The sequence below is a fragment of the Streptomyces sp. NPDC002886 genome (assembly GCF_042888445.1).
Lineage (GTDB): Bacteria > Actinomycetota > Actinomycetes > Streptomycetales > Streptomycetaceae > Streptomyces.
On sequence record NZ_JBIAPV010000003.1, the window covers coordinates 1,138,934 to 1,164,252 of the forward strand.

A 25,319-nucleotide genomic window follows, 5' to 3' on the forward strand; every position below is an offset into this window, starting at 1 on the left:
GCAGGTCGCAGCCGTACGCCGGCAGCCGCGGGTGGCGCAACACTGCGGCAACACCACCGGCCCGGCCCCCTCGGTATGTTCCGTGCCATGCCAGCCGAACGCACCCGCGAACACACCGTCCCGGTCGCCGCCGCGCGCCGCCGACGGCTGCGCGCGGACCAAGCGCGACAGCTCGCCGACCTGCTGCGCCACCAGATCCTGGCGGGCGGCTACCCCACCGGCGTCCTCCCCCTGGAGGACACCCTCGCCGCCGACTACGGCGCCGGCCGCAACACCGTGCGCCAGGCACTCGACCTGCTGCGCGGCGAACAGCTCGTCGAACGCCGCCCCGGCGTCGGCACCGTCATCGTCTGCGCCAAGTACCCGCACGGCCTCGACCGCCTCCAGGGCCTGGCCGAAACACTCCACGAACACGGCCGCGTCACCAACGAGGTCCGCACCGTCGGCCCCGTCCGCGCCCCGGCCCCCGTCGCCGAGCGGCTGCGCCTGCCCGAGCACTCCGACGTGCTCTACATCGAGCGGCTGCGCCGCCTGAACGGGCTGCCGCTCTCGCTCGACCTCACGTACGTCCCCCTGGACATCGGCGCGGACCTGATCGGCTGCGACCTGGAGAACACCGACGTCTTCCGGCTGCTGGAGTCCCTGACCGGGCAGCCGCTCGGGCACGCCGAGATCACCCTCGAAGCCGTCAACGCCGACGCGCACTCCGCCGCCGTCCTGCAGGCCCCGCGCGGGGCCGCCGTTCTGATGCTGGAGCGCCTCACCCACCTCGGCGACGGCCGGCCCGTGGACCTGGAGTTCATCCGCTTCCGCGGCGACCGGATCACCATGAGCGGGCTGCTGCACCGCGGTGCGTAAGTCCTCGTAACCCCTCGCCCTCGTAGCCCCCTCCCCCCTTTCCTGGAGACAGCCATGCCTCTGGTCCCCCAGCGCGGCGACGTGCCCGTGACCATCGACGAGTCCCTGTGCATCGACGGCTGCACCCTCTGCGTCGACATGTGTCCGCTCGACTCGCTCGCGATTCGCGAGGACAACGGCAAGGCCTACATGCACGTGGACGAGTGCTGGTACTGCGGCCCGTGCGCCGCCCGCTGTCCCACCGGCGCGGTGACCGTCAACATGCCCTACCTGCTCCGGTGAAAGGCCCGTTCTCGATGCGTACGAAAGCGCTCGCTCCCGCTCTCCTCCTCCTCGTCTCCCTGGCCACGGCGTGCTCCGAGGCCTCCGGCGCGGACGGCGGCTCCAAGACGGTCACCGTGACCGTCGGCTACCAGTCCAAGACCATCAACACCGTCACCGCCGGTACGCTCCTGCGTTCCCTCGGGTACTTCGAACAGGAGCTCGCGGCGCGCGGCAAGAAGGACGGGGTCACCTACAAGGTCGACTGGCAGGACTACGCCACCGGCGCCCCGATCACCGCCCAGATGACCGCCGGGAAGATCGACATCGGCTCCATGGGCGATTTCCCCCTCCTCATCAACGCGGCGCGCGGCAAGGAGCTGAAGCAGCCCACCCGGCTCGTCTCCGTCACCGGCTACAACCTGCGCGGCGGCCTCAACACCGTGGTCACCGCGCCCGGTTCCAAGCTGGCGTCGCTGGCCGACCTGCGGGGCAAGAAGGTGTCCACCTCGGTCGGTTCGGCGGCCGACGGGACCCTCGTACGGGCCCTGCAGCGCGCCGGGATCGATCCCGAGAAGGGCATCGAGAAGCTCAACCAGCAGCCCAGCGTGGGCGCTTCGGCCCTCCAGGCGGGCAGTGTCGACGCCCTGTCGCAGTTCGTCGCCTGGCCGGGCCAGCTGGCCTTCGAGGGACGGGCCAAGGCCCTGTACGACGGGGCCGAGCTGAACCTGCCGACCTTCCACGGGGTCACGGTCCGCGAGAAGTTCGCGGCCGAACGCCCCGGCGTCCTGGACGACTTCCTGCGGGCGCAGCGCAAGGCGACCGAGTACCTGCGCACGCGGCCGGTCGCCGCGGCCGAGTCGGTGGCCAAGGAGACCGGGCTGCCGCCGGAGGTCGTGTACCTCTACAACGGGGCCAACGGCATCGCGACCTTCGACCCGGCCCTGCGGCCCGAGCTGCTGGCGGCGCTGAAGGAGGACGTGCCCGTCCTGAAGGCGGCGAAGCTGGTGGACTCCGTCGACGTGGACGCCTTCGTGGACCCCGCGCCGCTGGCGCGCGCCGCGGTGGGCGCGGCCTACCCGGCCGCGGCGCCGGCCCGGCCGGAGCTGTGGCTGAAGGAGGGCGACCGGACGCAGACCTTCGAGACCCCGGCGGCGCTGCTGAAGGCGATCGCGGCGGCGGGGCTGCCGGGTGGTGGCGGGGTCCGGGCGGCCTACGTCCCCGACGCGGTGACGGGCACGCTCTGGTTCGCCGACAAGGCGGTCTGGGTGGCGGAGGGGGCGGAACTGCGGGCGTTCGTCACCCCGTCGGGCGCCACGGCGTACGCCGACCAGCACGCGGGGTCCGGGGCGCGGATCGTGTCCTTCGCCGAAGCCGGGGCCCTGGCCGGGGCCCTGGCCTCCACGGCCCCGTGACGGCCCGCCGCCGGCTCCTGCGGCTGGCCTCGCTCGCCGCGGCCCTGGCCGCCTGGCAGCTCCTGACCTCCCTCGACGTCAACCTGTGGCTCCGCTTCGAGCAGTTCCCGACCGTGGGCGAGGTGGCCTCGACGTTCGCGGACCGGGCGACGACCGGCCCCTACTGGCAGGACCTCGGCTTCAGCCTGCGGCGCATCGTGACCGGCTTCGCGCTGGCGTCCGTCCTGGGGGTGACCGTGGGCACGGCGATCGCCCGCTCCCGGCTCGCGGCGGACCTGCTGGGGCCTCTGCTCGAAGTCCTGCGGCCGATACCGGCGATCGCGCTGGTTCCGGTGGCCATCCTGCTCTTCCCGTCCAACGAGCAGGGGATCGTCTTCATCACCTGCGCGGCGGCGTTCTTCCCGGTCCTGGTCTCCACCCGGCACGCGGTGTCCGCGCTGTCCCCGGTGTGGGAGGAGGCCGTCCTGACGATGGGCGGCGGGCGGGCCCGGGTCCTCTTCTCGGTGGTCCTCCCCGGAGCCCTCCCCGGGATCTTCGGCGGGCTGTCGGTCGGGATCGGGGTGTCCTGGATCTGCGTGATCTCCGCGGAGATGATCTCGGGTGAGTACGGGGTCGGTTACCGCACCTGGCAGGACTACACGGTCGTCGACTATCCCGGGGTCTTCGTCGGGATGGCCACGATCGGCGCGCTGGGCTGGCTCACGTCGACGGCGGTCGAGCGTACGGGTCGTCGGCTGACCCGGTGGCTTCCGTCGCGGGTGGCGGTGCCGGTGGTGGCGGCTCGGCCGAAGTTCCCCGCCCTGCGGGGTGCTTGACGGGTTCGGCGCGGCGCCGGTGCCGGGGCTTGGTTGCTGCGGGTGGGGGGTCGGTGCCGGGGGCGGGGTGGGGTGTTGGCCTGGACTGCATGATTTAGGCGCCCTACCCCCTACTCCGACAGGGCCCGGCGTGCTCCAGCGCCACAAATCACGTTTTACGTCCAGGCCAACACCCCACCCCGCCCCCGTCCCCGACCCCAGCACGCAGCCCCCGGCTGGGGTCGTTCTTTTCAGCCGTCCGGCGTTTGAGGACCGGGGTCTGGGGCGGAGCCCCAGGGGTCCGGGCGCAGCCCGGGACCCTTGCCTCTCTAGCCCGTCCGGCGTTTGAGGACCGGGGTCCGGGCAGCGCCCGGGGAACGGTGGAAGGGCGGGTAGGGGACACAGCCCCGCAGGGCCCAACCACACGCACCCACAACCAAAGGAAGGACGTGGACCGTGTCCACAGACACCCTCGCCCCCGCCCCACCCACCGGCGCCACCCTCCACCTCGAGGACGTCCGTCTGGGTCACGCCGCCGCCTCCGTCCTCGACGGCGTCGACCTCGCCGTCGGCGGCGGTGAGGTGCTCACCGTCGTGGGGCCCTCCGGCTGCGGCAAGTCCACCCTGCTCCGGACCCTCGCCGGGCTCCTGCCGCCGCTCGCCGGGACCGTCACCCAGGACGGCACCCCGGTCACGGGCCCGCACGCCGACCGCGCGCTGGTGTTCCAGGACGACGCTCTCCTCCCCTGGCGCACGGTCCGGGGCAACGTCGAGCTGCCCCTGGCCATCCGCGGAGCCACCCGCGCCGACCGCCGCCGTACCGCCACCGACTGGCTGACCCGCGTGGGCCTCGCAGAGCACGCGCACAAGCACCCGCACCAGCTCAGCGGCGGCCAGCGCCAGCGCGTGCAGCTGGCCCGGGCCCTCGTGGCAGCGCCCCGCGCCGTCCTGATGGACGAACCCTTCGGCGCGCTCGACGCCCAGACCCGCGAGGAGATGCAGGACCTGCTCGTCACCGTCCTCGCCGGCAGCGGCGCCACCGTCGTCTTCGTCACCCACGACGTGGACGAGGCCCTGTACCTCGGCGACCGCGTCGCGCTGCTCGCCACCGGCGAGCTGATCGACGTACCGCACCCCCGCTCGCGCACGGCGGACCGTTCCGCCCTGCGCCGCCGCATCCTCGACTCCCTCTGAAAGGCTCCTCATGGACATCCCCGCGCTCGCCGACGCCGAGGAACTGACCTGCGACGTCCTCGTCATCGGCGGCGGCACCGCCGGCACGATGGCGGCGCTGACCGCCGCCGAGGCCGGTGCGCGGGTGCTGCTCCTGGAGAAGGCGCACGTACGGCATTCCGGGGCCCTCGCCATGGGCATGGACGGGGTCAACAACGCCGTCATCCCGGGCCGCGCCGAGCCCGACGACTACGTCGCCGAGATCACCCGCGCCAACGACGGCATCGTCGACCAGTCCACGGTCCGCCAGACGGCGACCCGCGGGTTCGGCATGGTGCGGCGCCTGGAGTCGTACGGGGTGAAGTTCGAGAAGGACGAGCACGGCGAGTACGCCGTGCGCCAGGTCCACCGCTCCGGGTCGTACGTGCTGCCCATGCCGGAGGGCAAGGACGTCAAGAAGGTGCTGTACCGGCAGCTGCGCCGCCGTGAGATGCGCGAGCTGATCCGGATCGAGAACCGGGTCATGCCCGTCCGCGTCCTGACCTCCCCCGAGGACGGCCGGGCGATCGGCGCGGCCGCCTTCAACACCCGTACCGGTGCCTTCGTGACCGTGCGGGCCGGGGCCGTCATCCTCGCGACCGGGCCGTGCGGGCGCCTCGGGCTGCCCGCCTCCGGGTATCTGTACGGGACGTACGAGAACCCCACCAACGCCGGTGACGGGTACGCGATGGCGTACCACGCGGGCGCCGCGCTCACCGGCATCGAGTGCTTCCAGATCAACCCGTTGATCAAGGACTACAACGGCCCGGCCTGCGCGTACGTCGCGAACCCCTTCGGCGGCTACCAGGTCAACCGGCACGGCGAGCGGTTCGTCGACTCCGACTACTGGTCGGGGCAGATGATGTCGGAGTTCGCCGCCGAACTGGCCTCCGACCGGGGCCCGGTGTACCTCAAGCTCAGTCACCTCCCCGAGGAGACCGTGGCCGCCGTCGAATCGATTCTGCACACCACCGAACGGCCGACGCGCGGCACTTTCCACGCCAACCGGGGCCACGACTACCGCACGCACGACATCGAGATGCACATCTCCGAGATCGGCCTGTGCGGCGGTCACTCGGCTTCCGGCGTGCGCGTCGACGACCACGCCCGCACCACCGTGCCCCGGCTGTACGCGGCCGGGGACCTGGCCTCCGTACCGCACAACTACATGATCGGCGCGTTCGTCTTCGGCGATCTGGCGGGCGCCGACGCCGCCCGATACCGGGCGGATGAAGGGGACTTGCCCGCCGACCAGCTCGCGGCCGCCCACGAACTGATCTATCGGCCGCTGCGCCACCCGGAGGGTCCGCCGCAGCCGCAGGTGGAGTACAAGCTGCGGCGGTTCGTGAACGACTACGTGGCCCCGCCCAAGACGGGCGCGAAGCTGTCGCTCGCCGTGGAGGCCTTCACCCGGATGGAGCGGGAGATCGGCGAGATGGGCGCCACGACCCCGCACGAGCTGATGCGCTGCGCGGAGGTCTCCTTCATCCGGGACTGCGCGGAGATGGCGGCGCGGGCCTCGCTCGCGCGGACCGAGTCCCGCTGGGGGCTGTACCACGAGCGGCTCGACCACCCCGAGCGCGATGACGCGGGCTGGCTGCACCACCTGGACCTGCGCAAGTCCCCGTCGGGGGCGATGGAGTTCACGGCGCGGCCGGTCGAGCCCTATCTGGTGCCGGTCGCCGAGTTCGCCCCGGCGGGCGGGCCCTCCCGGCACCTGGGCGAGGTCGAGCTGGTCGGCGTGGCCCTGGCCGGAGGCCCGGCGGCGGCCCCCGCGGCGACCGGCCGGGACACCGCGTCCGGGCCCGGCTCGCCCCGGATCCTGGAGCTCCTCACCCTCGCGGAGGAGGCCCCGGATCTGGACGCCCTCCGCCCCTACCTCTCCGACCCCGACCCGGCGGTCCGCGCCACGGCGGTCGCGGTGCTCGGCGAAACCGTCCCGGCGGGCGCCGGTCCCGCCCTCGGGAAGCGGCTGGCCGACCCCGACCCGGCGGTCCGCGCGGCCGCCGCGGCGGCGCTGCGCGAACTGCTGGAGGTGCTCCCGCCCGACCCCGCCCTGGGCGCGGCCCTGCGGGCGGGGCTCGAGGTGGCGGATCCGGCGGTCCGGTCGGCGGCGCTCGAAGCCCTACGGGTCCTGCGGCTCGGGGAGCCCGGCCTGTACGAGCGGTCCCTGCGGGACGCCGATGTGGACGTCCGCATCCAGGCGGTACGGGCGCTCGTCTCGGTGGACGCGGAGGCCGCGCTGGCCGACGCCGCCGGGGACTCCTCGCGGGAGGTACGGGTGGCCGTGGCCAAGGCCCTGGGCACCCTGCGGGCCGGCTCCGCCCTGACCCCGCTGCTCTCCGACACGGACCCGCTGGTCCGGGCGGCGGCGCTGGCGGCGGTGGCCCTGACCGGCGGCCACATGGAGCGAGCCGTCTCCTCCCTCTCCGACCCGGCGTGGCAGGTCCGGGCCGGAGCCGCCGCCGGCCTGGCCTCGGCCCCCGCCTCGGTGGCGGTGCCGCCGCTCTCCCTCGCCCTGTCGGACCCGAACGCGGACGTCCGCAAGGCGGCGGTCCTCTCCCTGCGCACGCACCGCCCGGACCCGGCCGCTTCCGCGGCCCTGGCCACGGCCGCCTCCGACCCCGACGCGGACGTCCGCGCCTACGCGACCCGCCTGTAGCCCGTCCGAACACCACCCGCGGCCCCGGCTGCGGGTGGCCCTGCGGGGCGAAGTCCCCCACCCGCCCTTCCGACGTCACCCGTCCGGCCCCGAAGAAGCGTGCGGCGCCCCCCGTTCGGAGCCCCGCCGCGTGCAGGGGCGGCGCGGCGCCCGGATCGTGGACGAAAGCCCCGACTCCGCCCCGACCCCCGAACGGCAGGAGCACCCATGTCCCTCCGCCCCCGCAAGGCCTTCCTGACCTGCGCCGCCGCCATATCCCTCGGCCTGACCGCCGTCGCCCCCGCCCACGGCGTCGACGGGCCGGCGCCCGACCCGAGGAACGCCCAGGCCATGCGGGACATGGCGACGGCGATCCGGGTGACGGCCAAGTACGGGGACGAGCAGCAGGCCCTGAAGGACGGGTACGTGCCGCACGGCGAGGCCTGCATGACCAACCCGTTCGGGGTGGGCGCCATGGGCTACCACTACGTCAAGGAGGCCTACTGGGGTTCGACGGACCCCAGCAAGCCGGCGGCGCTGCTCTACAGCACCGCGAAGGACGAGCACGGCCGCCGCAAGCTGGAGGCCGTGGAGTGGATGTCCAAGGACCGGGACCAGGACTTCAAGACCACCGACGACCGCCCGACCATGTTCGGCCTGCCCTTCGACGGACCGATGCCGGGCCACTGGGCGGGGATGCCCAAGCACTACGACCTCCACCTGTGGGCGTACCGGGACAACCCGGCGGGCCGCTTCCACAACTGGAACCCGGCCCTGACCTGCCCGAAGACCACCACCCCCATGCCCCACCCGCACTGACTCCAGAGGCCAACGCGGTGCTCCCGCTCACACGTACGGACGGTCCCGAGCGGATCCCCGGCGATACGCTGGGCATATTCGCGAGACTCCGCCCCATGGGAGCACTGATGAGCGTCGAATCCGCAGCGCCACAGCCCGAACCGGATCCGGGGCCCCGCTGGCCGATCCCGCCGGCAGGCGGCTGGACCGCGGACGACCTGGACACGCTTCCGAATCTGCCTCCGCACACGGAGCTGATCGACGGGAGCCTGGTTTTCGTGAGTCCGCAGACCAAATTCCACCTGCGTGCCGTGCGATTCTTCGAACGGCAGCTGGAGTCCCTGGCGCCGGACGGGCTCGAAGTGCTACGAGAGTTCACCATCGACATCGACCGTCAGAACCGTCCGGAGCCGGACGTGATCGTCGTACCCGAGGAAGAAGACGAGGATCCGCACCAGACCCGGCTTCCGGCGGAATCCGTGCGACTCGCGATCGAAGTCGTGTCCCCCGAATCCGTTGCCCGAGACCGCGAGGCCAAGCCCCTCAAGTACTCCCGCGCCGGGATCCCTCATTTCTGGCGCGTGGAGCACAAGGACGGCCGGGCCGTGGTCTACGTCTTCGAGCTCGAACCGGCCACCCGGAAGTACGTGGCCACCGGAATCTTCCACGACCGTCTCAAGGTCTCCGTCCCTTTCCCCATCGACCTGGACCTCACCGAGATCATGCCGAAGCGACAGCGCACCGAGTAGTCCCGCACACGGCGAAGGGCCCGGCCCCCCAGGAAGGGGAAGCCGGGCCCTCGGCCGTACTCCGTACGGTCAGGTCAGCGGACGAACGTGCTCGCGCTGCCCGCCAGGTCCAGGAAGTACTGCGGAGCCACGCCCAGGACCACCGTGACCGCGACGCCGACCGCGATCGTCGTCATCGTCAGCGGGGACGGGACCGCGACCGTGGGGCCGTCCGCCTTCGGCTCGCTGAAGAACATCAGGACGATCACCCGGATGTAGAAGAACGCGGCGATCGCGGACGAGATGACACCGACCACGACCAGCGCTCCGGCGCCGCCCTCCGCCGCCGCCTGGAACACGGCGAACTTGCCGGAGAAGCCGGAGGTGAGCGGGATGCCCGCGAAGGCGAGCAGGAAGACCGCGAAGACCGCCGCCGTGAGAGGGGAACGGCGGCCGAGACCGGCCCACTTCGACAGGTGCGTGGCCTCGCCGCCCGCGTCGCGCACCAGCGTGACCACCGCGAAGGCGCCGATCGTCACGAAGGAGTACGCGGCCAGGTAGAAGAGGACGGACTTGACGCCCTGCTCCGAGGTGGCGATCACACCGGCCAGGATGAAGCCGGCGTGCGCGATCGAGGAGTAGGCGAGGAGCCGCTTCACGTCGGTCTGGGTGACCGCGATGATCGCGCCCGCCAGCATCGTGACGATGGCCACGCCCCACATGACCGGCCGCCAGTCCCACCGCAGGCCCGGGAGGACGACGTAGAGCAGACGCAGGAGGGCGCCGAAGGCGGCCACCTTCGTCGCCGCCGCCATGAAGCCGGTGACCGGGGTGGGGGCGCCCTGGTAGACGTCCGGGGTCCACATGTGGAAGGGGACCGCGCCGACCTTGAAGAGCAGGCCCATCAGGATCAGCGCGCCGCCGATCAGCAGCAGCGCGTCGTTGCCCATGGTGTCGGCGAGCGCCGGGTCGATGTTCGCCACGGTGCCGTCGACGACCTCCGCGATCGCCGCGTAGGACACCGAGCCCGCGTACCCGTAGACGAGCGCGATGCCGAAGAGGAGGAAGGCGGAGGAGAAGGCGCCGAGCAGGAAGTACTTGACGGCCGCCTCCTGCGACATCAGCCGATGGCGGCGGGCGACGGCGCAGAGCAGGTACAGCGGGAGGGAGAAGACCTCCAGGGCCACGAACAGCGTCAGCAGGTCGTTGGCCGCGGGGAAGATCAGCATGCCGGCGACCGCGAACAGCGCCAGCGGGAAGACCTCGGTGGTGGTGAAGCCCGCCTTGATGGCTTCCTTCTCGCTCTCGCTGCCCGGTACGGACGCCGCCTGCGCGGCGAAGGAGTCCACCCGGTTGCCGTGGGCGGCCGGGTCCAGGCGCCGCTCGGCGAAGGTGAAGATCGCGACGACCGAGGCCAGGATGATGGTGCCCTGGAGGAAGAGCGCCGGTCCGTCGACGGCCACGGCGCCCATGGCCGCGATGTGCGCCTTGGAGCTTCCGTACCCGCCGGCGGCGAGCCCGACGACCGCCGCGAAGGCCGAGGCCAGCGCGGCCACGGCGAGGAACACCTGCGTGTAGTAACGGCCCTTGCGCGGTACGAAGGCCTCTACGAGGACTCCGATGATCGCCGCGCCCAGCACGATGAGCGTGGGCGACAGCTGGGCGTACTCGATGTGCGGGGCCGGGATCTTGTCGATCGGCGCCGCGGCCGCCAGGTTCGGCAGCAGGTTCTGGGCAGCAGCAGTCAGGGTGCTCACTTGGCCGCCTCCCCATTCTTGGCTTCGACAGCCACCTCAGGCTTCGGGTCCGTCTGCTTGACGTCCGACATGGTGTGCTTCACCGCCGGGTTGACGATGTCGGTCAGGACCTTCGGGTAGACGCCCAGACCGATCAGCAGCGCGATCAGCGGGGCCACCACCAGGACCTCCCGCAGGCGCAGGTCCGGCATGGTGCGGACCTCCTCCTTGAGGGGGCCGGTCATGGTGCGCTGGTAGAGGACCAGCGTGTAGAGAGCCGCCAGCACGATGCCGAGGGTGGCGATGATGCCGACGACCGGGTACCGGGCGAACGTGCCGACCAGGACCAGGAACTCGCTGACGAACGGGGCGAGGCCGGGGAGCGAGAGCGTGGCCAGGCCGCCGATCAGGAAGGTGCCGGCCAGGACCGGGGCCACCTTCTGCACGCCGCCGTAGTCGGCGATGAGCCGGGAGCCGCGCCGCGAGATCAGGAAGCCGGCGACCAGCATGAGCGCCGCCGTCGAGAGCCCGTGGTTGACCATGTAGAGGGTGGCGCCGGACTGGCCCTGGGAGGTCATCGCGAAGATGCCCAGGATGATGAAGCCGAAGTGCGAGATGGAGGCGTACGCCACCAGCCGCTTGATGTCCCGCTGGCCGACCGCGACCAGTGCGCCGTAGACGATGCTGATCAGGGCCAGGACCAGGATCACCGGCGTGGCCCACTTGCTGGCCTCGGGGAAGAGCCCGAGGCAGAAGCGCAGCATCGCGAAGGTGCCGACCTTGTCGACGACCGCGGTGATCAGGACGGCGACCGGGGCCGTGGCCTCGCCCATCGCGTTCGGCAGCCAGGTGTGCAGCGGCCAGAGCGGGGCCTTCACCGCGAAGGCGAAGAAGAAGCCGAGGAACAGCATCCGCTCGGTGTTGGTCGCCATGTCGAGCGTGCCCGCGGCGCGGGCGGCGGTGATCTCCTGGAGCGAGAAGTTCCCGGCGACCACGTAGAGCCCGATGACGGCGGCCAGCATGATCAGGCCGCCGACCAGGTTGTAGAGGAGGAACTTGACCGCCGCGTACGAGCGCTGCGCGGCCGCGTTCTCGTCCGACCCGGAGTGTGCCCGGTCCCCGAAGCCGCCGATGAGGAAGTACATCGGGATGAGCATGGCTTCGAAGAAGATGTAGAAGAGGAAGACGTCGGTGGCCTCGAAGGAGATGATCACCATCGCCTCGACCAGCAGGATCAGGGCGAAGAAGCCCTGGGTCGGCCGCCAGCGGGAGGACGAGGTCTCCAGGGGGTCGGCGTCGTGCCAGCCGGCCGCGATCACGAAGGGGATCAGCAGCGCGGTGAGTGCGATCAGCACCACCCCGATGCCGTCGACGCCCAGTTCGTAGCGGACGCCGAAGTCGGCGATCCAGGCGTGCGATTCGGTGAGCTGGTAGCGGTCGCCACCGGGATCGAAGCGGACCGCGACGAGCACGGCCAGGGCCAGGGTCGCCACGGAGAAGAGCAGGGCGAGCCATTTGGCGGCGGTCCGGCGGGCGGCCGGGACGGCCGCCGTCAGGATCGCACCGACCGCGGGGACCGCGGCCGTCACCGTCAGAAGCGGGAAACTCATCTCACACCGCCCTCATCAGCAGGGTCGCGGCGATCAGGATCGCCGTGCCCCCGAACATCGAGACCGCGTAGCTGCGGGCGTAGCCGTTCTGCAGCTTGCGCAGCCGGCCCGACAGTCCGCCGACTCCGGCGGCCGTCCCGTTGACCACGCCGTCGACCAGGCTGTGGTCGACGTAGACGAGGGAGCGGGTCAGGTGCTCCCCGCCGCGGACCAGGACCACGTGGTTGAAGTCGTCCTGGTAGAGGTCCCGTCGGGCCGCCCGGGTGAGGAGCGAGCCGCGCGGGGCGACGACCGGGACGGGCTTCCTGCCGTACATCGCCCAGGCGATGGCGACGCCGATGACGAGGACCACCATGGTGGCCGCGGTGACCGTCGTGGCGCTGACCGGCGGGTGTCCGTGCTGGTGACCGGTGACGGGCTCCAGCCACTTCAGGAAGCGGTCGCCGATGCCGAAGAAGCCACCGGCGAAGACCGAGCCGAAGGCCAGGACGATCATCGGGATGGTCATGGACTTCGGGGACTCGTGCGGGTGCGGCGCGTGGCCTTCGGCGTCCGGCTGCCAGCGCTTCTCGCCGAAGAAGGTGAGGAGCATGACGCGGGTCATGTAGAAGGCGGTGATCGCCGCACCGAGGAGGGTGACCCCTCCGAGGATCCAGCCCTGGGTGCCGCCCTTGGCGAAGGCGGCCTCGATGATCAGGTCCTTGGAGAAGAACCCCGACAGGCCCGGGAAGCCGATGATGGCGAGGTAGCCGAGGCCGAAGGTGACGAAGGTGACCGGCATGTACTTCCGCAGGCCGCCGTACTTGCGCATGTCGACCTCGTCGTTCATCCCGTGCATCACGGAACCGGCGCCGAGGAAGAGGCCCGCCTTGAAGAAGCCGTGCGTGACCAGGTGCATGATCGCGAACACGTACCCGATGGGGCCGAGGCCGGCCGCCAGGATCATGTAGCCGATCTGCGACATCGTCGAGCCGGCGAGGGCCTTCTTGATGTCGTCCTTGGCGCAACCGACGATCGCACCGAAGAGGAGCGTGACCGCGCCGACCACGACGACCGCGGTCTGCGCGTCCGGCGCCCCGTTGAAGATGGCGCCCGAGCGGACGATCAGGTAGACGCCGGCGGTGACCATGGTCGCCGCGTGGATGAGGGCCGAGACCGGGGTCGGGCCCTCCATCGCGTCGCCGAGCCAGGACTGCAGCGGCACCTGGGCCGACTTGCCGCACGCGGCGAGCAGCAGCATCAGGGCGATCGCCGTCAGCTTGCCCTCGCCTGCCTCGGACACCGAGCCGAGGACCGGGCCGAAGGCGAAGGTGCCGAAGGTGGTGAACATCAGCATGATGGCGATCGAAAGGCCCATGTCGCCGACCCGGTTGACCAGGAAGGCCTTCTTCGCGGCGGTGGCCGCGCTGGGCTTGTGCTGCCAGAAGCCGATCAGGAGGTACGAGGCGAGGCCCACGCCCTCCCAGCCGACGTACAGCAGGAGGTAGTTGTCGGCGATGACCAGGAGCAGCATCGCGGCGACGAAGAGGTTGAGGTAGCCGAAGAAGCGGCGGCGGCGCTCGTCGTGCTCCATGTACCCGATGGAGTACACGTGGATGAGCGTGCCCACCCCGGAGATCAGCAGGACGAAGGTCATCGACAGCTGGTCGAGCTGGAAGCCGATGTCGGCCTGGAAGCCCTCCACCGGGATCCAGCTGAACAGCCGCTGGTGGAAGGTCCGCTCCTCGGCGGTCTTGCCGAGCATGTCGGCGAAGAGGGTGAGGCCGATGCCGAAGGAGGCGGCGGCGAACAGGGTGCCGATCCAGTGGCCGGTCTTGTCGAGCCGGCGGCCGCCGCAGAGCAGCACCGCCGCTCCGAGCAGGGGCGCTGCTACCAGCAGCGCGATCATGTTCTCCACAGCGACCCCTTACAGCTTCATCAGGCTGGCGTCGTCGACCGAGGCCGAGTGGCGGGTACGGAACAGCGACACGATGATCGCGAGGCCCACCACGACCTCGGCGGCGGCGACGACCATCGTGAAGAACGCGATGATCTGGCCGTCGAGGTTGCCGTGCATCCGGGAGAAGGTCACGAAGGCGAGGTTGCAGGCGTTGAGCATGAGCTCCACGCACATGAACAGCACGATCGCGTTCTTCCGGATCAGTACTCCGGCCGCCCCGATGGTGAACAGCAGCGCGGACAGGTACAGGTAGTTGACCGGGTTCACTTCGAGGCCTCCTCACGGGCGTCGTGGCCGAGGGCGTCGCGGCCGAGCCGCTCGGACGACCGCTGCTCCAGGGCCTTCAGGTCGTCCAGGGCCTTGCCGGAGACGTCCCTGATCTGGCCGCGGGCGCGCAGCGTCTGGTTGACGGTGAGCTCGGAGGGGGTGCCGTCCGGCAGCAGGCCCGCGACGTCCACGGCGTTGTGCCGGGCGTAGACGCCGGGTGCGGGCAGCGGCGGGAGCTGGACGCCCGCGCGCACGCGGCGCTCGGCGAGCTCGCGCTGGGTGGCGGCCCGCTCGGTGCGCTCGCGGTGGGTGAGCACCATCGCACCGACGGCCGCGGTGATCAGCAGGGCGCCGGTGACCTCGAAGGCGAACACGTACTTGGTGAAGATCAGCGTGGCCAGGCCCTCGACGTGCCCGCCGGAGTTGATCCGGCCGAGTCCGTTGAAGTGGGTGAGCTTGGCGTTGGAGATGCCGGCGATCAGCAGGATGCCGAAGCCGAGTCCGCACAGGGCGGCCAGCCAGCGCTGCCCCTTGATGGTCTCGGTCAGCGAGTCCGCGGCGGTGACGCCGACGAGCATGACGACGAAGAGGAAGAGCATCATGATCGCGCCGGTGTAGACGACGACCTGGACGATGCCGAGGAAGTACGCGCCGTTGGCGAGGTAGAAGACCGCCAGGATGATCATCGTCCCGGCGAGGCTCAGCGCGCTGTGCACGGCCTTCTTCATCAGGATCGTGGCCAGTGCGCCGATGACGGCGACCGTGCCGAGGACCCAGAACTGCACGGCCTCACCGGTGGAGGTGAGGGTGGCGGCTGCGGCGAGGGCGCTCATGCCCCCACCCCCTCGGAAGCGCCCTCGGAGGCCGCGGTCTCGCCCTTGGACACGGCCACCTGACGGACCGTGCCGGGAGCCGCCCCGGTCACCAGCCCGCGGTAGTAGTCCGTGTCGTCGGTGCCGGGGAAGATCGAGTGCGGTGCCTCGACCATGCCCTCGGTGAGCCCGGAGAGCAGCTGCTCCTTGGTGTAGATGAGCGCTTCGCGGCTGGAGTCGGCCAGTTCGAACTCGTTCGTCATGGTCAGCGCCCTGGTCGGGCACGCCTCGACGCACAGCCCGCACAGGATGCAGCGGGCGTAGTTGATCTGGTAGACCCGGCCGTACCGCTCACCCGGGGAGTAGCGCTCCTCCTCGGTGTTGTCCGCGCCCTCGACGTAGATCGCGTCGGCGGGACAGGCCCAGGCGCACAGTTCGCACCCGATGCACTTCTCCAGACCGTCCGGGTGGCGGTTGAGCTGGTGCCGCCCGTGGAAGCGGGGTGCGGTGGTCTTTTCCTGCTCCGGGTACTGCTCGGTGAGGCGCTTCTTGAACATGGCCTTGAAGGTCACGCCGAAGCCGGCCACCGGGTTCTGCCACTTCTCGCCCTGCTCGGCGTCAGACTTGTCAGACATTCTCAGCACCCTCCTCTCGGTCACTGTCAGTATTCGCCGCGCCACTGACAATGAGCTCCCGCTCACTGCGGGGCCGCCTGCGCGGTACGGGTGCCAGGTGCTGGCCGGGCTTGGGCGGTACGGGGAATCCGCCCGCCAGGGGGTCGAAGGGTTCGGCGGCGGCCGCCTGTTCGGCGTCCGCGAGGGCCGTCTTCTCCTTCTTGTCGCGGAACAGGTCCGCGACGAAGGACAGCAGCAGGAGCGCGATGACCCCGCCGCCGACGTAGAGCACGATCTCCTGGAAGTCGTAGTTCTCGTTGCGCAGCGCCCGGACGGTGGCGACCAGCATCAGCCACACCACGGAGACCGGGATCAGCACCTTCCAGCCGAGCTTCATCAGCTGGTCGTAGCGCACGCGCGGGAGCGTGCCGCGCAGCCAGATGAAGAAGAAGAGGAGCAGCTGGACCTTCAGGACGAACCAGAGCATCGGCCACCAGCCGTGGTTCGCGCCCTCCCAGTACGTGGAGATCGGCGCCGGGGCCCGCCAGCCGCCCAGGAACAGGGTGACCGAGACCGCGGAGACGGTGACCATGTTGACGTACTCGGCGAGCATGAACAGCGCGAACTTGATGGAGGAGTACTCGGTGTTGAAGCCGCCGACCAGGTCGCCCTCGGACTCCGGCATGTCGAAGGGGGCGCGGTTCGTCTCGCCGACCATCGTGATGACGTAGATGATGAAGGAGACCGGCAGCAGGATGATGTACCAGCGGTCCGCCTGGGCTTCGACGATCTTCGAGGTCGACATCGACCCGGAGTAGAGGAAGACCGAGGCGAAGGCCGCGCCCATCGCGATCTCGTAGGAGATCATCTGCGCGCAGGAGCGCAGGCCGCCGAGGAGCGGGTACGTGGAGCCGGAGGACCAGCCCGCCAGGACGATGCCGTAGATGCCGACCGAGGCCACCGCGAGGATGTAGAGCATCGCGATCGGCAGGTCGGTCAGCTGCATCGTGGTGCGCTGGCCGAAGATGGAGACCTCGTTGCCCGAGGGGCCGAAGGGGATCACCGCGATGGCCATGAAGGCCGGGATCGCCGCGATGATCGGGGCCAAGACGTAGACGACCTTGTCGGCCCGCTTGACGATCAGGTCTTCCTTCAGCATCAGCTTCACGCCGTCGGCGAGCGACTGGAGCATGCCCCAGGGGCCGTGCCGGTTGGGGCCGATGCGCAGCTGCATCCAGGCGACGACCTTGCGCTCCCACACGATGGAGAAGAGCACGGTCACCATCAGGAAGGCGAAGCAGAACACCGCCTTGACGACGACGAGCCACCAGACGTCCCTGCCGAACAGGGAGAGGTCTTCGGCGGCGATCTGAACGGTGTTCACGCGCCCACCTCCGCAGGGGAGTCGCTGGTGTCGGCGGGGGTGGCCGGGCCGATGCGGACCAGCTCCCCCGGGCGGGCTCCGGTGTCGGCGAGGACCCCGGAGCCGGTGGAGTTCATCGGGAGCCAGACCACCCGGTCGGGCATCTCGGTGACGCGCAGCGGCAGTTCCACGGAGCCGGCCGGGCCGGTCACCGCGAGGACGTCGCCGTTCTTGACGCCGGTCTCGGCGGCCGTGGCGGCCGACAGGCGGGCACTCGCCTCGTGCCGGGTACCGGCCAGGGCCTCGTCTCCGTCCTGGAGCAGACCCTGGTCCAGGAGGAGCCGGTGGCCCGCGAGGACCGCCTCGCCCGCGCCGGGACGGGGCAGCAGCGCCCGGTCCCCGGGCCGGCCCTCGGCGCGCTCTCCGGCCCACGGGCCGAGCCCGTCGAGCTCCCGGCGCACGGCGTGTACGTCGGGCAGCGCGATGGGCCGGTCGGCCGCGTCGGCCAGCATGTGCAGCACGCGGGAGTCGGCGGGGGCGAGCCGGCGGGTCATCTGCTCGGGCTTGAGCGCGGCCTCGAACGGCCGGACCCTGCCCTCCCAGTTGATGAACGCGCCGGGCTTCTCGGCGACGGCCGCGACCGGGAAGACCACGTCCGCGAGGTCGGTGACCTCGCCGGGCCGCAGTTCCAGGGAGACCACGAAGGCCTCCTGGAGCGCGAGCTTCGCGCGGGCCGGGTCCGGCAGGTCGGCGAGCTCGACGCCCGCGACCAGCAGGGCCGAGAGTTCGCGGGTCGCCGCGGCCTCGACGATCTGGCCGGTGTCGCGGCCGTAGCGGTGCGGGAGCTCGTCCAGGCCCCAGGCGGCCGCGACCTCGTCGCGGGCGCGCGGGTCGGTGGCCGGGCGGGCGCCCGGCAGCAGGGACGGCAGCGCGCCCGCCTCGACGGCGGCCCGCTCTCCGGCCCGGCGCGGGATCCACACCAGGGTGGCGCCGCTCGCGGAGGCGGCCCGGACGGCCGCGGTCAGCGCGCCGGGCACGCCCGCGAGGCGCTCCCCGACCACGATGACGGCGCCGGGCAGGCGCAGCGCGTCGGCGGCGGCCTGGCCGCCGTCCTCCAGGCCGGCCTGCGAGGCCAGGGCGTTGAGCCACTCGGGCTCGGTGCCGGGGGCGGCGGCAAGCAGGGTGCCGCCCGCCTTCTCCAGGCCGCGCGTGGCGAACGGGGCGAGGGCGAAGGTCCGCTGCTTGTGCTTGCGGTGGGCCTTGCGCAGCCGCAGGAAGACCCCGGGGGCCTCCTCCTCGGCCTCGATGCCGACGAGGAGCACGGCCGGGGCCGCCTCCAGGGAGGCGTTGGTGACGCCGTGCCCGTCGAGGTCCTTGCCGATGCCGGCGACGGAGGAGGCCAGGAACTCGGTCTCCTCCGCGCTGTGCACGCGGGCGCGGAAGTCGATGTCGTTGGTGTCGAGGACGACCCGGGCGAACTTGGCGTACGCGTAGGCGTCCTCGACGGTGAGGCGTCCGCCGGTCAGCACTCCGGCCCGGCCGCGCGCGGCGGCGAGCCCGTTGGCGGCGGCCTCCAGGGCCTCGGGCCAGCTGGCCGGGGCCAGGACCCCGTCGCTCCCGCGCACCAGCGGGGTGGTGAGCCGGTCGGGGCGCTGCGCGTAGCGGAACCCGAAGCGGCCCTTGTCGCAGATCCACTCCTCGTTGACCTCGGGGTCCTCCGCGGCCATCCGGCGCAGCACCTTGCCGCGGCGGTGGTCGGTGCGGGTCGCGCAGCCGCCCGCGCAGTGCTCGCACACGCTCGGGGAGGAGACGAGGTCGAAGGGTCGGGAGCGGAACCGGTAGGCGGCCGAGGTGAGGGCGCCGACCGGGCAGATCTGGATGGTGTTGCCGGAGAAGTACGACTCGAAGGGGTCGCCCTCGCCGGTGCCGACCTGCTGGAGCGCGCCGCGCTCCAGGAGCTCGATCATCGGGTCGCCGGCGATCTCGTTGGAGAAGCGGGTGCAGCGGGCGCACAGCACACAGCGCTCGCGGTCCAGCAGCACCTGCGTGGAGATCGGGACCGGCTTCTCGTACGTCCGCTTCTTGCCCTCGAAACGCGATTCGGCGTTGCCGTGGGACATCGCCTGGTTCTGCAGCGGGCACTCGCCGCCCTTGTCGCAGACCGGGCAGTCCAGCGGGTGGTTGATGAGCAGCAGCTCCATCACCCCTCGCTGGGCCTTGTCGGCGACCGGGGAGGTGAGCTGGGTCTTGACGACCATGCCGTCGGTGCAGGTGATGGTGCAGGAGGCCATCGGCTTGCGCTGGCCCTCGACCTCGACGATGCACTGGCGGCAGGCGCCGGCCGGCGAGAGGAGGGGGTGGTCGCAGAACCGGGGGATCTCGATGCCGAGCTGCTCGGCGGCCCGGATGACCAGGGTCCCCTTGGGCACCGACAGTTCGATGCCGTCGATGGTCAGGGAGATGTGGTCCACGGGCGGGACCGCCGCTTCCCCGCCGCCGGAGGCCGCTGTGGTGGTCACGGTCATGCGGTCACCTCCGTGTCGGCCCAGAGGGTCGACTTCTTGGGGTCGAAGGGGCAGCCCTTGCCCGTGATGTGCTGCTCGTACTCCGCGCGGAAGTACTTGAGCGAGGAGAAGATGGGGCTGGCGGCGCCGTCGCCGAGCGCGCAGAACGACTTGCCGTTGATGTTGTCGGCGATGTCGTTCAGCTTCTCGAGGTCGGACATGACCCCCTTGCCCGCTTCGATGTCGCGCAGCAACTGGACCAGCCAGTACGTGCCTTCGCGGCAGGGCGTGCACTTGCCGCAGGACTCGTGGGCGTAGAACTCGGTCCAGCGGGTCACCGCCCGCACCACGCAGGTCGTCTCGTCGAAGCACTGCAGGGCCTTGGTGCCCAGCATGGAGCCGGCCGCGCCGACGCCCTCGTAGTCGAGGGGGACGTCGAGGTGCTCCTCGGTGAACATCGGGGTGGAGGAGCCGCCCGGGGTCCAGAACTTCAGCCGGTGCCCGGGGCGCATGCCGCCGCTCATGTCGAGGAGCTGGCGCAGGGTGATCCCGAGCGGGGCCTCGTACTGGCCGGGGCCGACCACGTGCCCGGAGAGCGAGTACAGGGTGAAGCCGGGGGACTTCTCGGTCCCCATCGACTTGAACCAGTCCTTGCCCTTGTTCAGGATCGCGGGAACCGAGGCGATGGACTCCACGTTGTTCACGACGGTGGGGCAGGCGTACAGGCCCTCGACCGCGGGGAAGGGCGGACGCAGCCGGGGCTGGCCGCGGCGGCCTTCGAGGGAGTCCAGGAGGGCCGTTTCCTCGCCGCAGATGTAGGCGCCCGCGCCCGCGTGCACGGTGATGTCGAGCTTGAGTCCGCTCCCGAGGATGTTCTCCCCGAGGTACCCGGCCTCGTACGCCTCGCGGACCGCCTCGTGCAGGCGCCGCAGGACCGGCACGGTCTCGCCGCGCAGGTAGATGAAGGCGTGCTCCGAGCGGATCGCGTAGCAGGCGATGATCATTCCCTCGATGAGGGAGTGCGGGTTCGCGAACAGGAGCGGGATGTCCTTGCAGGTGCCCGGCTCCGACTCGTCCGCGTTCACCACGAGGTAGTGCGGCTTGCCGTCGCCCTGCGGGATGAACTGCCACTTCATGCCGGTGGGGAAGCCCGCGCCGCCGCGTCCGCGCAGGCCCGAGTCCTTCACGTAGGCGATGAGGTCGTCGGGGGTCATGGCGAGCGCCTTGCGCAGGCCCTCGTACCCCTCGTGGCGCCGGTAGGTCTCCAGCGTCCACGACCGCGGCTCGTCCCAGAAGGCCGACAGGACGGGTGCGAGGAGCTTCTCCGGACTCGTGCCGTTCTTACTCAGTTCGGTGGACACGGTCATCACTCCCCTCCCTCGATGGTGGCCTCGCCGCGCGGGTGCACGATCGGGGCGTGCGGGGCTTCGCCGCGCGCGATGCGCAGGCCGATCAGGGAGGCGTGACCGGCGCCGCCGGTCGCCTCGACCGCGCCCTCGCGCTCGTCGGGGAAGCCCGCCAGGATCCGGGCGGTCTCCTTGTACGTGCACAGCGGCGCGCCCCGGGTCGGCTCGACGGGGCGGCCGGCCAGCAGGTCGTCCACCATGGCCTTGGCGGACTCGGGGGTCTGGTTGTCGAAGAACTCCCAGTTGACCATCACCACGGGGGCGTAGTCGCAGGCCGCGTTGCACTCGATGTGCTCGAGGGTGACCTTGCCGTCGGCGGTGGTCTCGTTGTTGCCGACCCCGAGGTGTTCCTTGAGCTCGTCGAAGATGGCGTCGCCGCCCATGACCGCGCACAGGGTGTTCGTACAGACACCGACCTGGTAGTCCCCGGAGGGCTTGCGCCGGTACATCGTGTAGAAGGTCGCCACGGCCGTGACCTCGGCGGTCGTCAGGCCCAGCACCTCGGCGCAGAACCGGATGCCGGTGCGCGAGACGTAGCCCTCCTCCGACTGGATGAGGTGGAGCAGCGGCAGCAGCGCGGAGCGGCTGTCGGGGTAGCGGGCGATGACCTCCTTCGCGTCCGCTTCGAGCCGGGCGCGCACGTCCGGCGCGAAGTCGGGTGCCGGAAGCTGGGGCATGCCCAGGCTCACCCCTGATACGGGCTGATTGGCCGTCATCGGTCGACGCCTCCCATCACGGGGTCGATGGAGGCGACGGCCACGATGACGTCGGCGACCTGGCCGCCCTCGCACATCGCCGCCATGGCCTGCAGGTTGGTGAAGGACGGGTCGCGGAAGTGGACCCGGTAGGGGCGGGTGCCGCCGTCGGAGACCACGTGCACGCCGAGCTCGCCCTTGGGCGACTCCACGGCCGCGTAGGCCTGGCCGGCCGGTACCCGGAAGCCCTCGGTCACCAGCTTGAAGTGGTGGATGAGGGACTCCATCGAGGTGCCCATGATCTGCTTGATGTGGTCGAGCGAGTTGCCGAGGCCGTCGGGGCCCATGGCGAGCTGCGCCGGCCAGGCGATCTTCTTGTCGGCGACCATGACCGGGCCCGGCTCCAGCCGGTCCAGGCACTGCTCGACGATCCGCAGGGACTGGCGCATCTCCTCCAGGCGGATCAGGAACCGCCCGTAGGAGTCGCAGGACTCGGTGGTCGGCACGTCGAACTCGTAGTTCTCGTAGCCGCAGTACGGGTCCGTCTTGCGCAGGTCGTGCGGGAGACCGGCCGAGCGCAGGACCGGGCCTGTGGCGCCGAGCGCCATGCAGCCGGTGAGGTCGAGGTAGCCGACGTCCTGCATGCGGGCCTTGAAGATGGGGTTGCCGGTGGCGAGGCTGTCGTACTCCGGCAGGTTCTTCTTCATGGTCTTCACGAACTCGCGGAGCTGGTCCACGGCGCCCGGCGGAAGGTCCTGGGCGAGACCGCCGGGGCGGATGAACGCGTGGTTCATGCGCAGGCCGGTGATCAGCTCGAACACGTCGAGGATCAGCTCGCGGTCGCGGAACCCGTAGATCATGATCGTGGTCGCGCCCAGCTCCATGCCGCCGGTGGCGATGCACACCAGGTGGGAGGAGAGCCGGTTGAGCTCCATCAGCAGGACGCGGATGACGGAGGCGCGGTCCGGGATCTGATCGGTGATGCCGAGCAGCTTCTCGACGCCCAGGCAGTACGCCGTCTCGTTGAAGAACGGCGTCAGGTAGTCCATGCGCGTGACGAAGGTGGTGCCCTGCGTCCAGTTCCGGTATTCGAGGTTCTTCTCGATGCCGGTGTGGAGGTAGCCGATGCCGCAGCGGGCCTCGGTGACCGTCTCGCCGTCGATCTCCAGGATCAGGCGGAGCACTCCGTGGGTGGAGGGGTGCTGGGGACCCATGTTGACGACGATCCGCTCGTCGTCCGCGCGGGCCGCCGACTGGACGACCTCGTCCCAGTCGCCGCCGGTGACGGTGTAGACGGTGCCCTCGGTCGTCTCGCGGGCCGAGGCGTGGTCGGCGGAGGCGTGGTCGGCGGAGGCGTGATTCGGTTGCGTGTTCATCAGCTGTACGACCTCCGCTGGTCGGGAGCCGGGATCTGGGCGCCCTTGTACTCGATGGCGATGCCGCCGAGCGGGTAGTCCTTGCGCTGCGGGAAGCCCTGCCAGTCGTCCGGCATCATGATCCGCGTGAGGGCCGGGTGCCCGTCGAAGATCAGGCCGAAGAAGTCGTACGTCTCGCGCTCGTGCCAGTCGTTGGTCGGGTAGACCGAGACGATCGAGGGCACGTGCGGGTCGGCGTCCGGGGCGGTCACCTCCAGCCGCAGGATCCGGCCGTGGGTGAGCGAGCGCAGGTGGTAGACGGCGTGCAGCTCGCGGCCCTTGTCGTCCGGGAAGTGCACCCCGCTCACTCCGGTGCAGAGCTCGAAGCGCAGGGCCGGGTCGTCGCGGAGGGTCTTCGCCACGAGGAGCAGGTGCTCGCGCGCGATGTGGAGGGTCAGCTCCGCGCGGTCGACGACGACCTTCTCGATGGCGTTCTCGGGGAGCAGGTCCTGCTCCTCCAGCGCCCCTTCGAGCTCGTCGACGACCTCGTCGAAGTACGAGCCGTACGGGCGGGCGCTCGCGCCGGGCAGGGCCACGGAGCGCACGAGGCCGCCGTAGCCGCTGGTGTCGCCGCCGCTGCTGGCGCCGAACATGCCCTTGCGGACGCCGATCACCTCGGGACCGGCCGCTCCGCGGGGCGCGGGCACGTTGTCGCCGTCGCCGGCATGGGGGCCGCTGTGCACGGCCGGGTCCTCGCTCACCGCAGGAGCCCCTTCATCTCAATGGTGGGGAGCGCCTTGAGGGCCGCCTCCTCCGCCTCGCGGGCCGCCTCTTCCCGGTTCACGCCGAGCTTGCCGCCCTGGATCTTCTGGTGGAGCTTGAGGATCGCGTCGAGCAGCATCTCGGGGCGGGGCGGGCAGCCGGGCAGGTAGATGTCCACGGGGACGATGTGGTCGACGCCCTGGACGATCGCGTAGTTGTTGAACATTCCGCCCGAAGACGCACAAACACCCATAGAGATGACCCACTTGGGAGCGGGCATCTGGTCGTACACCTGCCGCAGCACCGGCGCCATCTTCTGGCTGACCCGGCCGGCCACGATCATCAGGTCGGCCTGGCGCGGGGATCCGCGGAAGACCTCCATGCCGAAGCGGGCCAGGTCGTACCGGCCCGCTCCGGTGGTCATCATCTCGATCGCGCAGCAGGCCAGGCCGAAGGTGGCCGGGAAGACGGACGCCTTGCGCACCCATCCCGCGGCCTGTTCGACGGTGGTCAGCAGAAAGCCGCTCGGCAGCTTCTCTTCCAGTCCCATGGAAAATTCAGCCCCTCAGTCCCATTCCAGGCCGCCGCGGCGCCATACGTAGGCGTAGGCGACGAAGACGGTGAGCACGAAGAGGAGCATCTCGACGAGCCCGAAGATCCCCAGCGAGTCGAAGGTGACCGCCCAGGGGTAGAGGAAGACAACCTCGATGTCGAAGACGATGAAGAGCATCGCCGTCAGGTAGTACTTGATGGGGAAGCGGCCGCCACCGGCGGGCATGGGAGTGGGCTCGATGCCGCACTCGTACGCTTCAAGTTTTGCCCGGTTGTACCGTTTTGGACCGATCAGCGTGGCCATGACCACGGAGAAGATCGCAAACCCTGCGCCGAGGGCGCCGAGCACGAGGATGGGCGCGTACGCATTCACGCTCCTCGCTCCTTCCAGTCGTCCTTGACCGTTGGACCGCTGCCGGCGCCGCGCGCCCCGCCTCGCATGTGAGGCAGTTCACAAGCCGGACTGGTGCGCATCTTATGCCCGCCCATCTGTGATCTGCGACACGGGTTACAACAACGAGTTTGTGATCTCCACCACCTGACGAACGATCATGAAGCCCAATGAGTGGTGATCTTCATACGTGAAGCTTCCACATGATCACCAAAGGTGACATCCGCACCTGTCGTCGCAGGTGGAAGGCCCGTCGCACTATCAAATCGTGGCCTCTGCATGCAAATTGGCGAGGGGGAGCGCGTGATGATAAAGGGATCGGCGTCCCCCGGTCGGGGGACCCCGCGCGTACGGGAGTGGACGCGTGCATGCGTTCACGAAGTCGGGGCAGAGGTCGAGACAGAGGTCGGAGCGAAGCCGAAGCGAAGCCGGGCGGAGCTCGGGCGGAGGTCGGGCGGAGGTCGGCGGAGGTCGGCGGAGGTCGGGCAGAGAGAGGCCGGGAGCGTGGCCGGAGGTCGGACCGAGGTCACCCGGAGGTGGCCCGGGGCTCCCCCGGAGGTCGCCCCGGGGCACCCCGGGATCGATCGCGGCCCGGCTCCGAGCCCT

22 protein-coding genes are annotated in these 25,319 nt (G+C 70.8%); 8 read left to right on the forward strand and 14 right to left on the reverse strand.

Going from position 1 to position 25,319, the window contains the following annotated elements; all coding sequences use genetic code 11:
- The first annotated feature begins 87 nt into the window (after window positions 1-87).
- From ACFYYB_RS17545 to ACFYYB_RS17580, 8 genes are all read left to right on the forward strand, one after another.
- The gene (locus ACFYYB_RS17545) at window positions 88-858 is read left to right on the forward strand and encodes a GntR family transcriptional regulator (RefSeq protein WP_389436022.1); all 771 of its coding nucleotides are present in this window, start codon (window positions 88-90) and stop codon (window positions 856-858) included.
- A gap of 54 nt (window positions 859-912) precedes the next feature.
- Window positions 913-1,140 (forward strand): ferredoxin family protein, encoded by a 228-nt coding sequence (locus ACFYYB_RS17550; RefSeq protein ID WP_030710222.1) that lies wholly within the window; start codon window positions 913-915, stop codon window positions 1,138-1,140.
- 14 nt (window positions 1,141-1,154) lie between these two features.
- Window positions 1,155-2,534 (forward strand): ABC transporter substrate-binding protein, encoded by a 1,380-nt coding sequence (locus tag ACFYYB_RS17555; protein ID WP_389436023.1) that lies wholly within the window; start codon window positions 1,155-1,157, stop codon window positions 2,532-2,534.
- Window positions 2,531-3,349: an ABC transporter permease gene (locus tag ACFYYB_RS17560; protein ID WP_389436024.1), complete on the forward strand. Its 819-nt coding sequence runs from the start codon at window positions 2,531-2,533 to the stop codon at window positions 3,347-3,349. Before ACFYYB_RS17555 ends, ACFYYB_RS17560 begins: the two co-directional genes overlap by 4 nt.
- Before the next feature lie 435 nt (window positions 3,350-3,784).
- A complete protein-coding gene (locus ACFYYB_RS17565) occupies window positions 3,785-4,522 on the forward strand; it encodes an ABC transporter ATP-binding protein (RefSeq protein ID WP_389436025.1) in 738 nt (245 codons plus the stop codon).
- Between the two features lie 10 nt (window positions 4,523-4,532).
- Window positions 4,533-7,202: a fumarate reductase/succinate dehydrogenase flavoprotein subunit gene (locus tag ACFYYB_RS17570; RefSeq protein ID WP_389436026.1), complete on the forward strand. Its 2,670-nt coding sequence runs from the start codon at window positions 4,533-4,535 to the stop codon at window positions 7,200-7,202.
- 207 nt (window positions 7,203-7,409) lie between these two features.
- Window positions 7,410-8,000 carry a hypothetical protein gene (locus tag ACFYYB_RS17575; protein WP_389436027.1) on the forward strand — a complete coding sequence of 197 codons (591 nt, stop codon included), beginning with the start codon at window positions 7,410-7,412 and terminating at the stop codon, window positions 7,998-8,000.
- 107 nt (window positions 8,001-8,107) lie between these two features.
- Complete coding sequence (locus ACFYYB_RS17580) at window positions 8,108-8,728, forward strand: Uma2 family endonuclease (protein ID WP_389436028.1); 621 nt, start codon at window positions 8,108-8,110, stop codon at window positions 8,726-8,728.
- Window positions 8,729-8,802: 74 nt separating this feature from the next.
- On the opposite strand, the gene nuoN is transcribed toward ACFYYB_RS17580, so the two are convergent.
- The 14 genes from nuoN to ACFYYB_RS17650 are packed head-to-tail and all read right to left on the reverse strand — an operon-like array spanning window position 8,803 to window position 24,695.
- Window positions 8,803-10,422, reverse strand: coding sequence for an NADH-quinone oxidoreductase subunit NuoN (gene nuoN, locus ACFYYB_RS17585; protein WP_389436237.1), 1,620 nt, complete (start codon window positions 10,420-10,422; stop codon window positions 8,803-8,805).
- 38 nt (window positions 10,423-10,460) lie between these two features.
- Window positions 10,461-12,053, reverse strand: coding sequence for an NADH-quinone oxidoreductase subunit M (locus ACFYYB_RS17590; RefSeq protein WP_389436029.1), 1,593 nt, complete (start codon window positions 12,051-12,053; stop codon window positions 10,461-10,463).
- 1 nt (window position 12,054) lies between these two features.
- On the reverse strand, window positions 12,055-13,950 hold the full coding sequence (gene nuoL / locus ACFYYB_RS17595; RefSeq protein WP_389436030.1) for an NADH-quinone oxidoreductase subunit L: 1,896 nt from the start codon (window positions 13,948-13,950) through the stop codon (window positions 12,055-12,057).
- Window positions 13,951-13,959: 9 nt separating this feature from the next.
- Window positions 13,960-14,259 (reverse strand): NADH-quinone oxidoreductase subunit NuoK, encoded by a 300-nt coding sequence (gene nuoK / locus ACFYYB_RS17600; RefSeq protein WP_112449176.1) that lies wholly within the window; start codon window positions 14,257-14,259, stop codon window positions 13,960-13,962.
- Window positions 14,256-15,092, reverse strand: coding sequence for an NADH-quinone oxidoreductase subunit J (locus ACFYYB_RS17605; RefSeq protein ID WP_389436031.1), 837 nt, complete (start codon window positions 15,090-15,092; stop codon window positions 14,256-14,258). Before ACFYYB_RS17605 ends, nuoK begins: the two co-directional genes overlap by 4 nt.
- Window positions 15,089-15,706 carry an NADH-quinone oxidoreductase subunit NuoI gene (gene nuoI, locus ACFYYB_RS17610; protein ID WP_389436032.1) on the reverse strand — a complete coding sequence of 206 codons (618 nt, stop codon included), beginning with the start codon at window positions 15,704-15,706 and terminating at the stop codon, window positions 15,089-15,091. The genes ACFYYB_RS17605 and nuoI overlap by 4 nt, the downstream gene beginning before the upstream one ends.
- Window positions 15,699-17,069 (reverse strand): NADH-quinone oxidoreductase subunit NuoH, encoded by a 1,371-nt coding sequence (nuoH, locus tag ACFYYB_RS17615; protein WP_389436033.1) that lies wholly within the window; start codon window positions 17,067-17,069, stop codon window positions 15,699-15,701. Before nuoH ends, nuoI begins: the two co-directional genes overlap by 8 nt.
- Entirely contained in the window at window positions 17,066-19,573 is a 2,508-nt protein-coding gene (locus ACFYYB_RS17620; RefSeq protein ID WP_389436034.1) for an NADH-quinone oxidoreductase subunit G, read from the reverse strand. Before ACFYYB_RS17620 ends, nuoH begins: the two co-directional genes overlap by 4 nt.
- Complete coding sequence (gene nuoF / locus ACFYYB_RS17625; protein ID WP_389436035.1) at window positions 19,570-20,919, reverse strand: NADH-quinone oxidoreductase subunit NuoF; 1,350 nt, start codon at window positions 20,917-20,919, stop codon at window positions 19,570-19,572. Before nuoF ends, ACFYYB_RS17620 begins: the two co-directional genes overlap by 4 nt.
- The gene (nuoE, locus tag ACFYYB_RS17630; protein ID WP_389436036.1) at window positions 20,919-21,674 is read right to left on the reverse strand and encodes an NADH-quinone oxidoreductase subunit NuoE; all 756 of its coding nucleotides are present in this window, start codon (window positions 21,672-21,674) and stop codon (window positions 20,919-20,921) included. Before nuoE ends, nuoF begins: the two co-directional genes overlap by 1 nt.
- On the reverse strand, window positions 21,671-23,029 hold the full coding sequence (locus tag ACFYYB_RS17635; protein WP_389436037.1) for an NADH-quinone oxidoreductase subunit D: 1,359 nt from the start codon (window positions 23,027-23,029) through the stop codon (window positions 21,671-21,673). Before ACFYYB_RS17635 ends, nuoE begins: the two co-directional genes overlap by 4 nt.
- Window positions 23,029-23,769: an NADH-quinone oxidoreductase subunit C gene (locus ACFYYB_RS17640; protein WP_389436038.1), complete on the reverse strand. Its 741-nt coding sequence runs from the start codon at window positions 23,767-23,769 to the stop codon at window positions 23,029-23,031. The genes ACFYYB_RS17635 and ACFYYB_RS17640 overlap by 1 nt, the downstream gene beginning before the upstream one ends.
- The gene (locus tag ACFYYB_RS17645; RefSeq protein WP_243339941.1) at window positions 23,766-24,320 is read right to left on the reverse strand and encodes an NADH-quinone oxidoreductase subunit B family protein; all 555 of its coding nucleotides are present in this window, start codon (window positions 24,318-24,320) and stop codon (window positions 23,766-23,768) included. The genes ACFYYB_RS17640 and ACFYYB_RS17645 overlap by 4 nt, the downstream gene beginning before the upstream one ends.
- 15 nt (window positions 24,321-24,335) lie before the next feature.
- Entirely contained in the window at window positions 24,336-24,695 is a 360-nt protein-coding gene (locus tag ACFYYB_RS17650; RefSeq protein ID WP_030010013.1) for an NADH-quinone oxidoreductase subunit A, read from the reverse strand.
- Window positions 24,696-25,319: the final 624 nt, after the last annotated feature.

Bases quoted from the DNA above. Each gene is read 5' to 3' on its own strand.
- ACFYYB_RS17550 (WP_030710222.1), top strand. From the start codon at position 913: ATGCCTCTGGTCCCCCAGCGCGGCGACGTGCCCGTGACCATCGACGAG.
- ACFYYB_RS17605 (WP_389436031.1), bottom strand. From the start codon at position 15,092: ATGAGCGCCCTCGCCGCAGCCGCCACCCTCACCTCCACCGGTGAGGCC.
- nuoE (WP_389436036.1), bottom strand. From the start codon at position 21,674: ATGACGGCCAATCAGCCCGTATCAGGGGTGAGCCTGGGCATGCCCCAG.
- ACFYYB_RS17580 (WP_389436028.1), top strand. From the start codon at position 8,108: ATGAGCGTCGAATCCGCAGCGCCACAGCCCGAACCGGATCCGGGGCCC.
- nuoF (WP_389436035.1), bottom strand. From the start codon at position 20,919: ATGACCGTGTCCACCGAACTGAGTAAGAACGGCACGAGTCCGGAGAAG.
- nuoI (WP_389436032.1), bottom strand. From the start codon at position 15,706: ATGTCTGACAAGTCTGACGCCGAGCAGGGCGAGAAGTGGCAGAACCCG.
- ACFYYB_RS17545 (WP_389436022.1), top strand. From the start codon at position 88: ATGCCAGCCGAACGCACCCGCGAACACACCGTCCCGGTCGCCGCCGCG.
- ACFYYB_RS17635 (WP_389436037.1), bottom strand. From the start codon at position 23,029: ATGAACACGCAACCGAATCACGCCTCCGCCGACCACGCCTCCGCCGAC.
- ACFYYB_RS17620 (WP_389436034.1), bottom strand. From the start codon at position 19,573: ATGACCGTGACCACCACAGCGGCCTCCGGCGGCGGGGAAGCGGCGGTC.
- ACFYYB_RS17570 (WP_389436026.1), top strand. From the start codon at position 4,533: ATGGACATCCCCGCGCTCGCCGACGCCGAGGAACTGACCTGCGACGTC.
- ACFYYB_RS17555 (WP_389436023.1), top strand. From the start codon at position 1,155: ATGCGTACGAAAGCGCTCGCTCCCGCTCTCCTCCTCCTCGTCTCCCTG.
- ACFYYB_RS17590 (WP_389436029.1), bottom strand. From the start codon at position 12,053: ATGAGTTTCCCGCTTCTGACGGTGACGGCCGCGGTCCCCGCGGTCGGT.
- ACFYYB_RS17575 (WP_389436027.1), top strand. From the start codon at position 7,410: ATGTCCCTCCGCCCCCGCAAGGCCTTCCTGACCTGCGCCGCCGCCATA.
- ACFYYB_RS17645 (WP_243339941.1), bottom strand. From the start codon at position 24,320: ATGGGACTGGAAGAGAAGCTGCCGAGCGGCTTTCTGCTGACCACCGTC.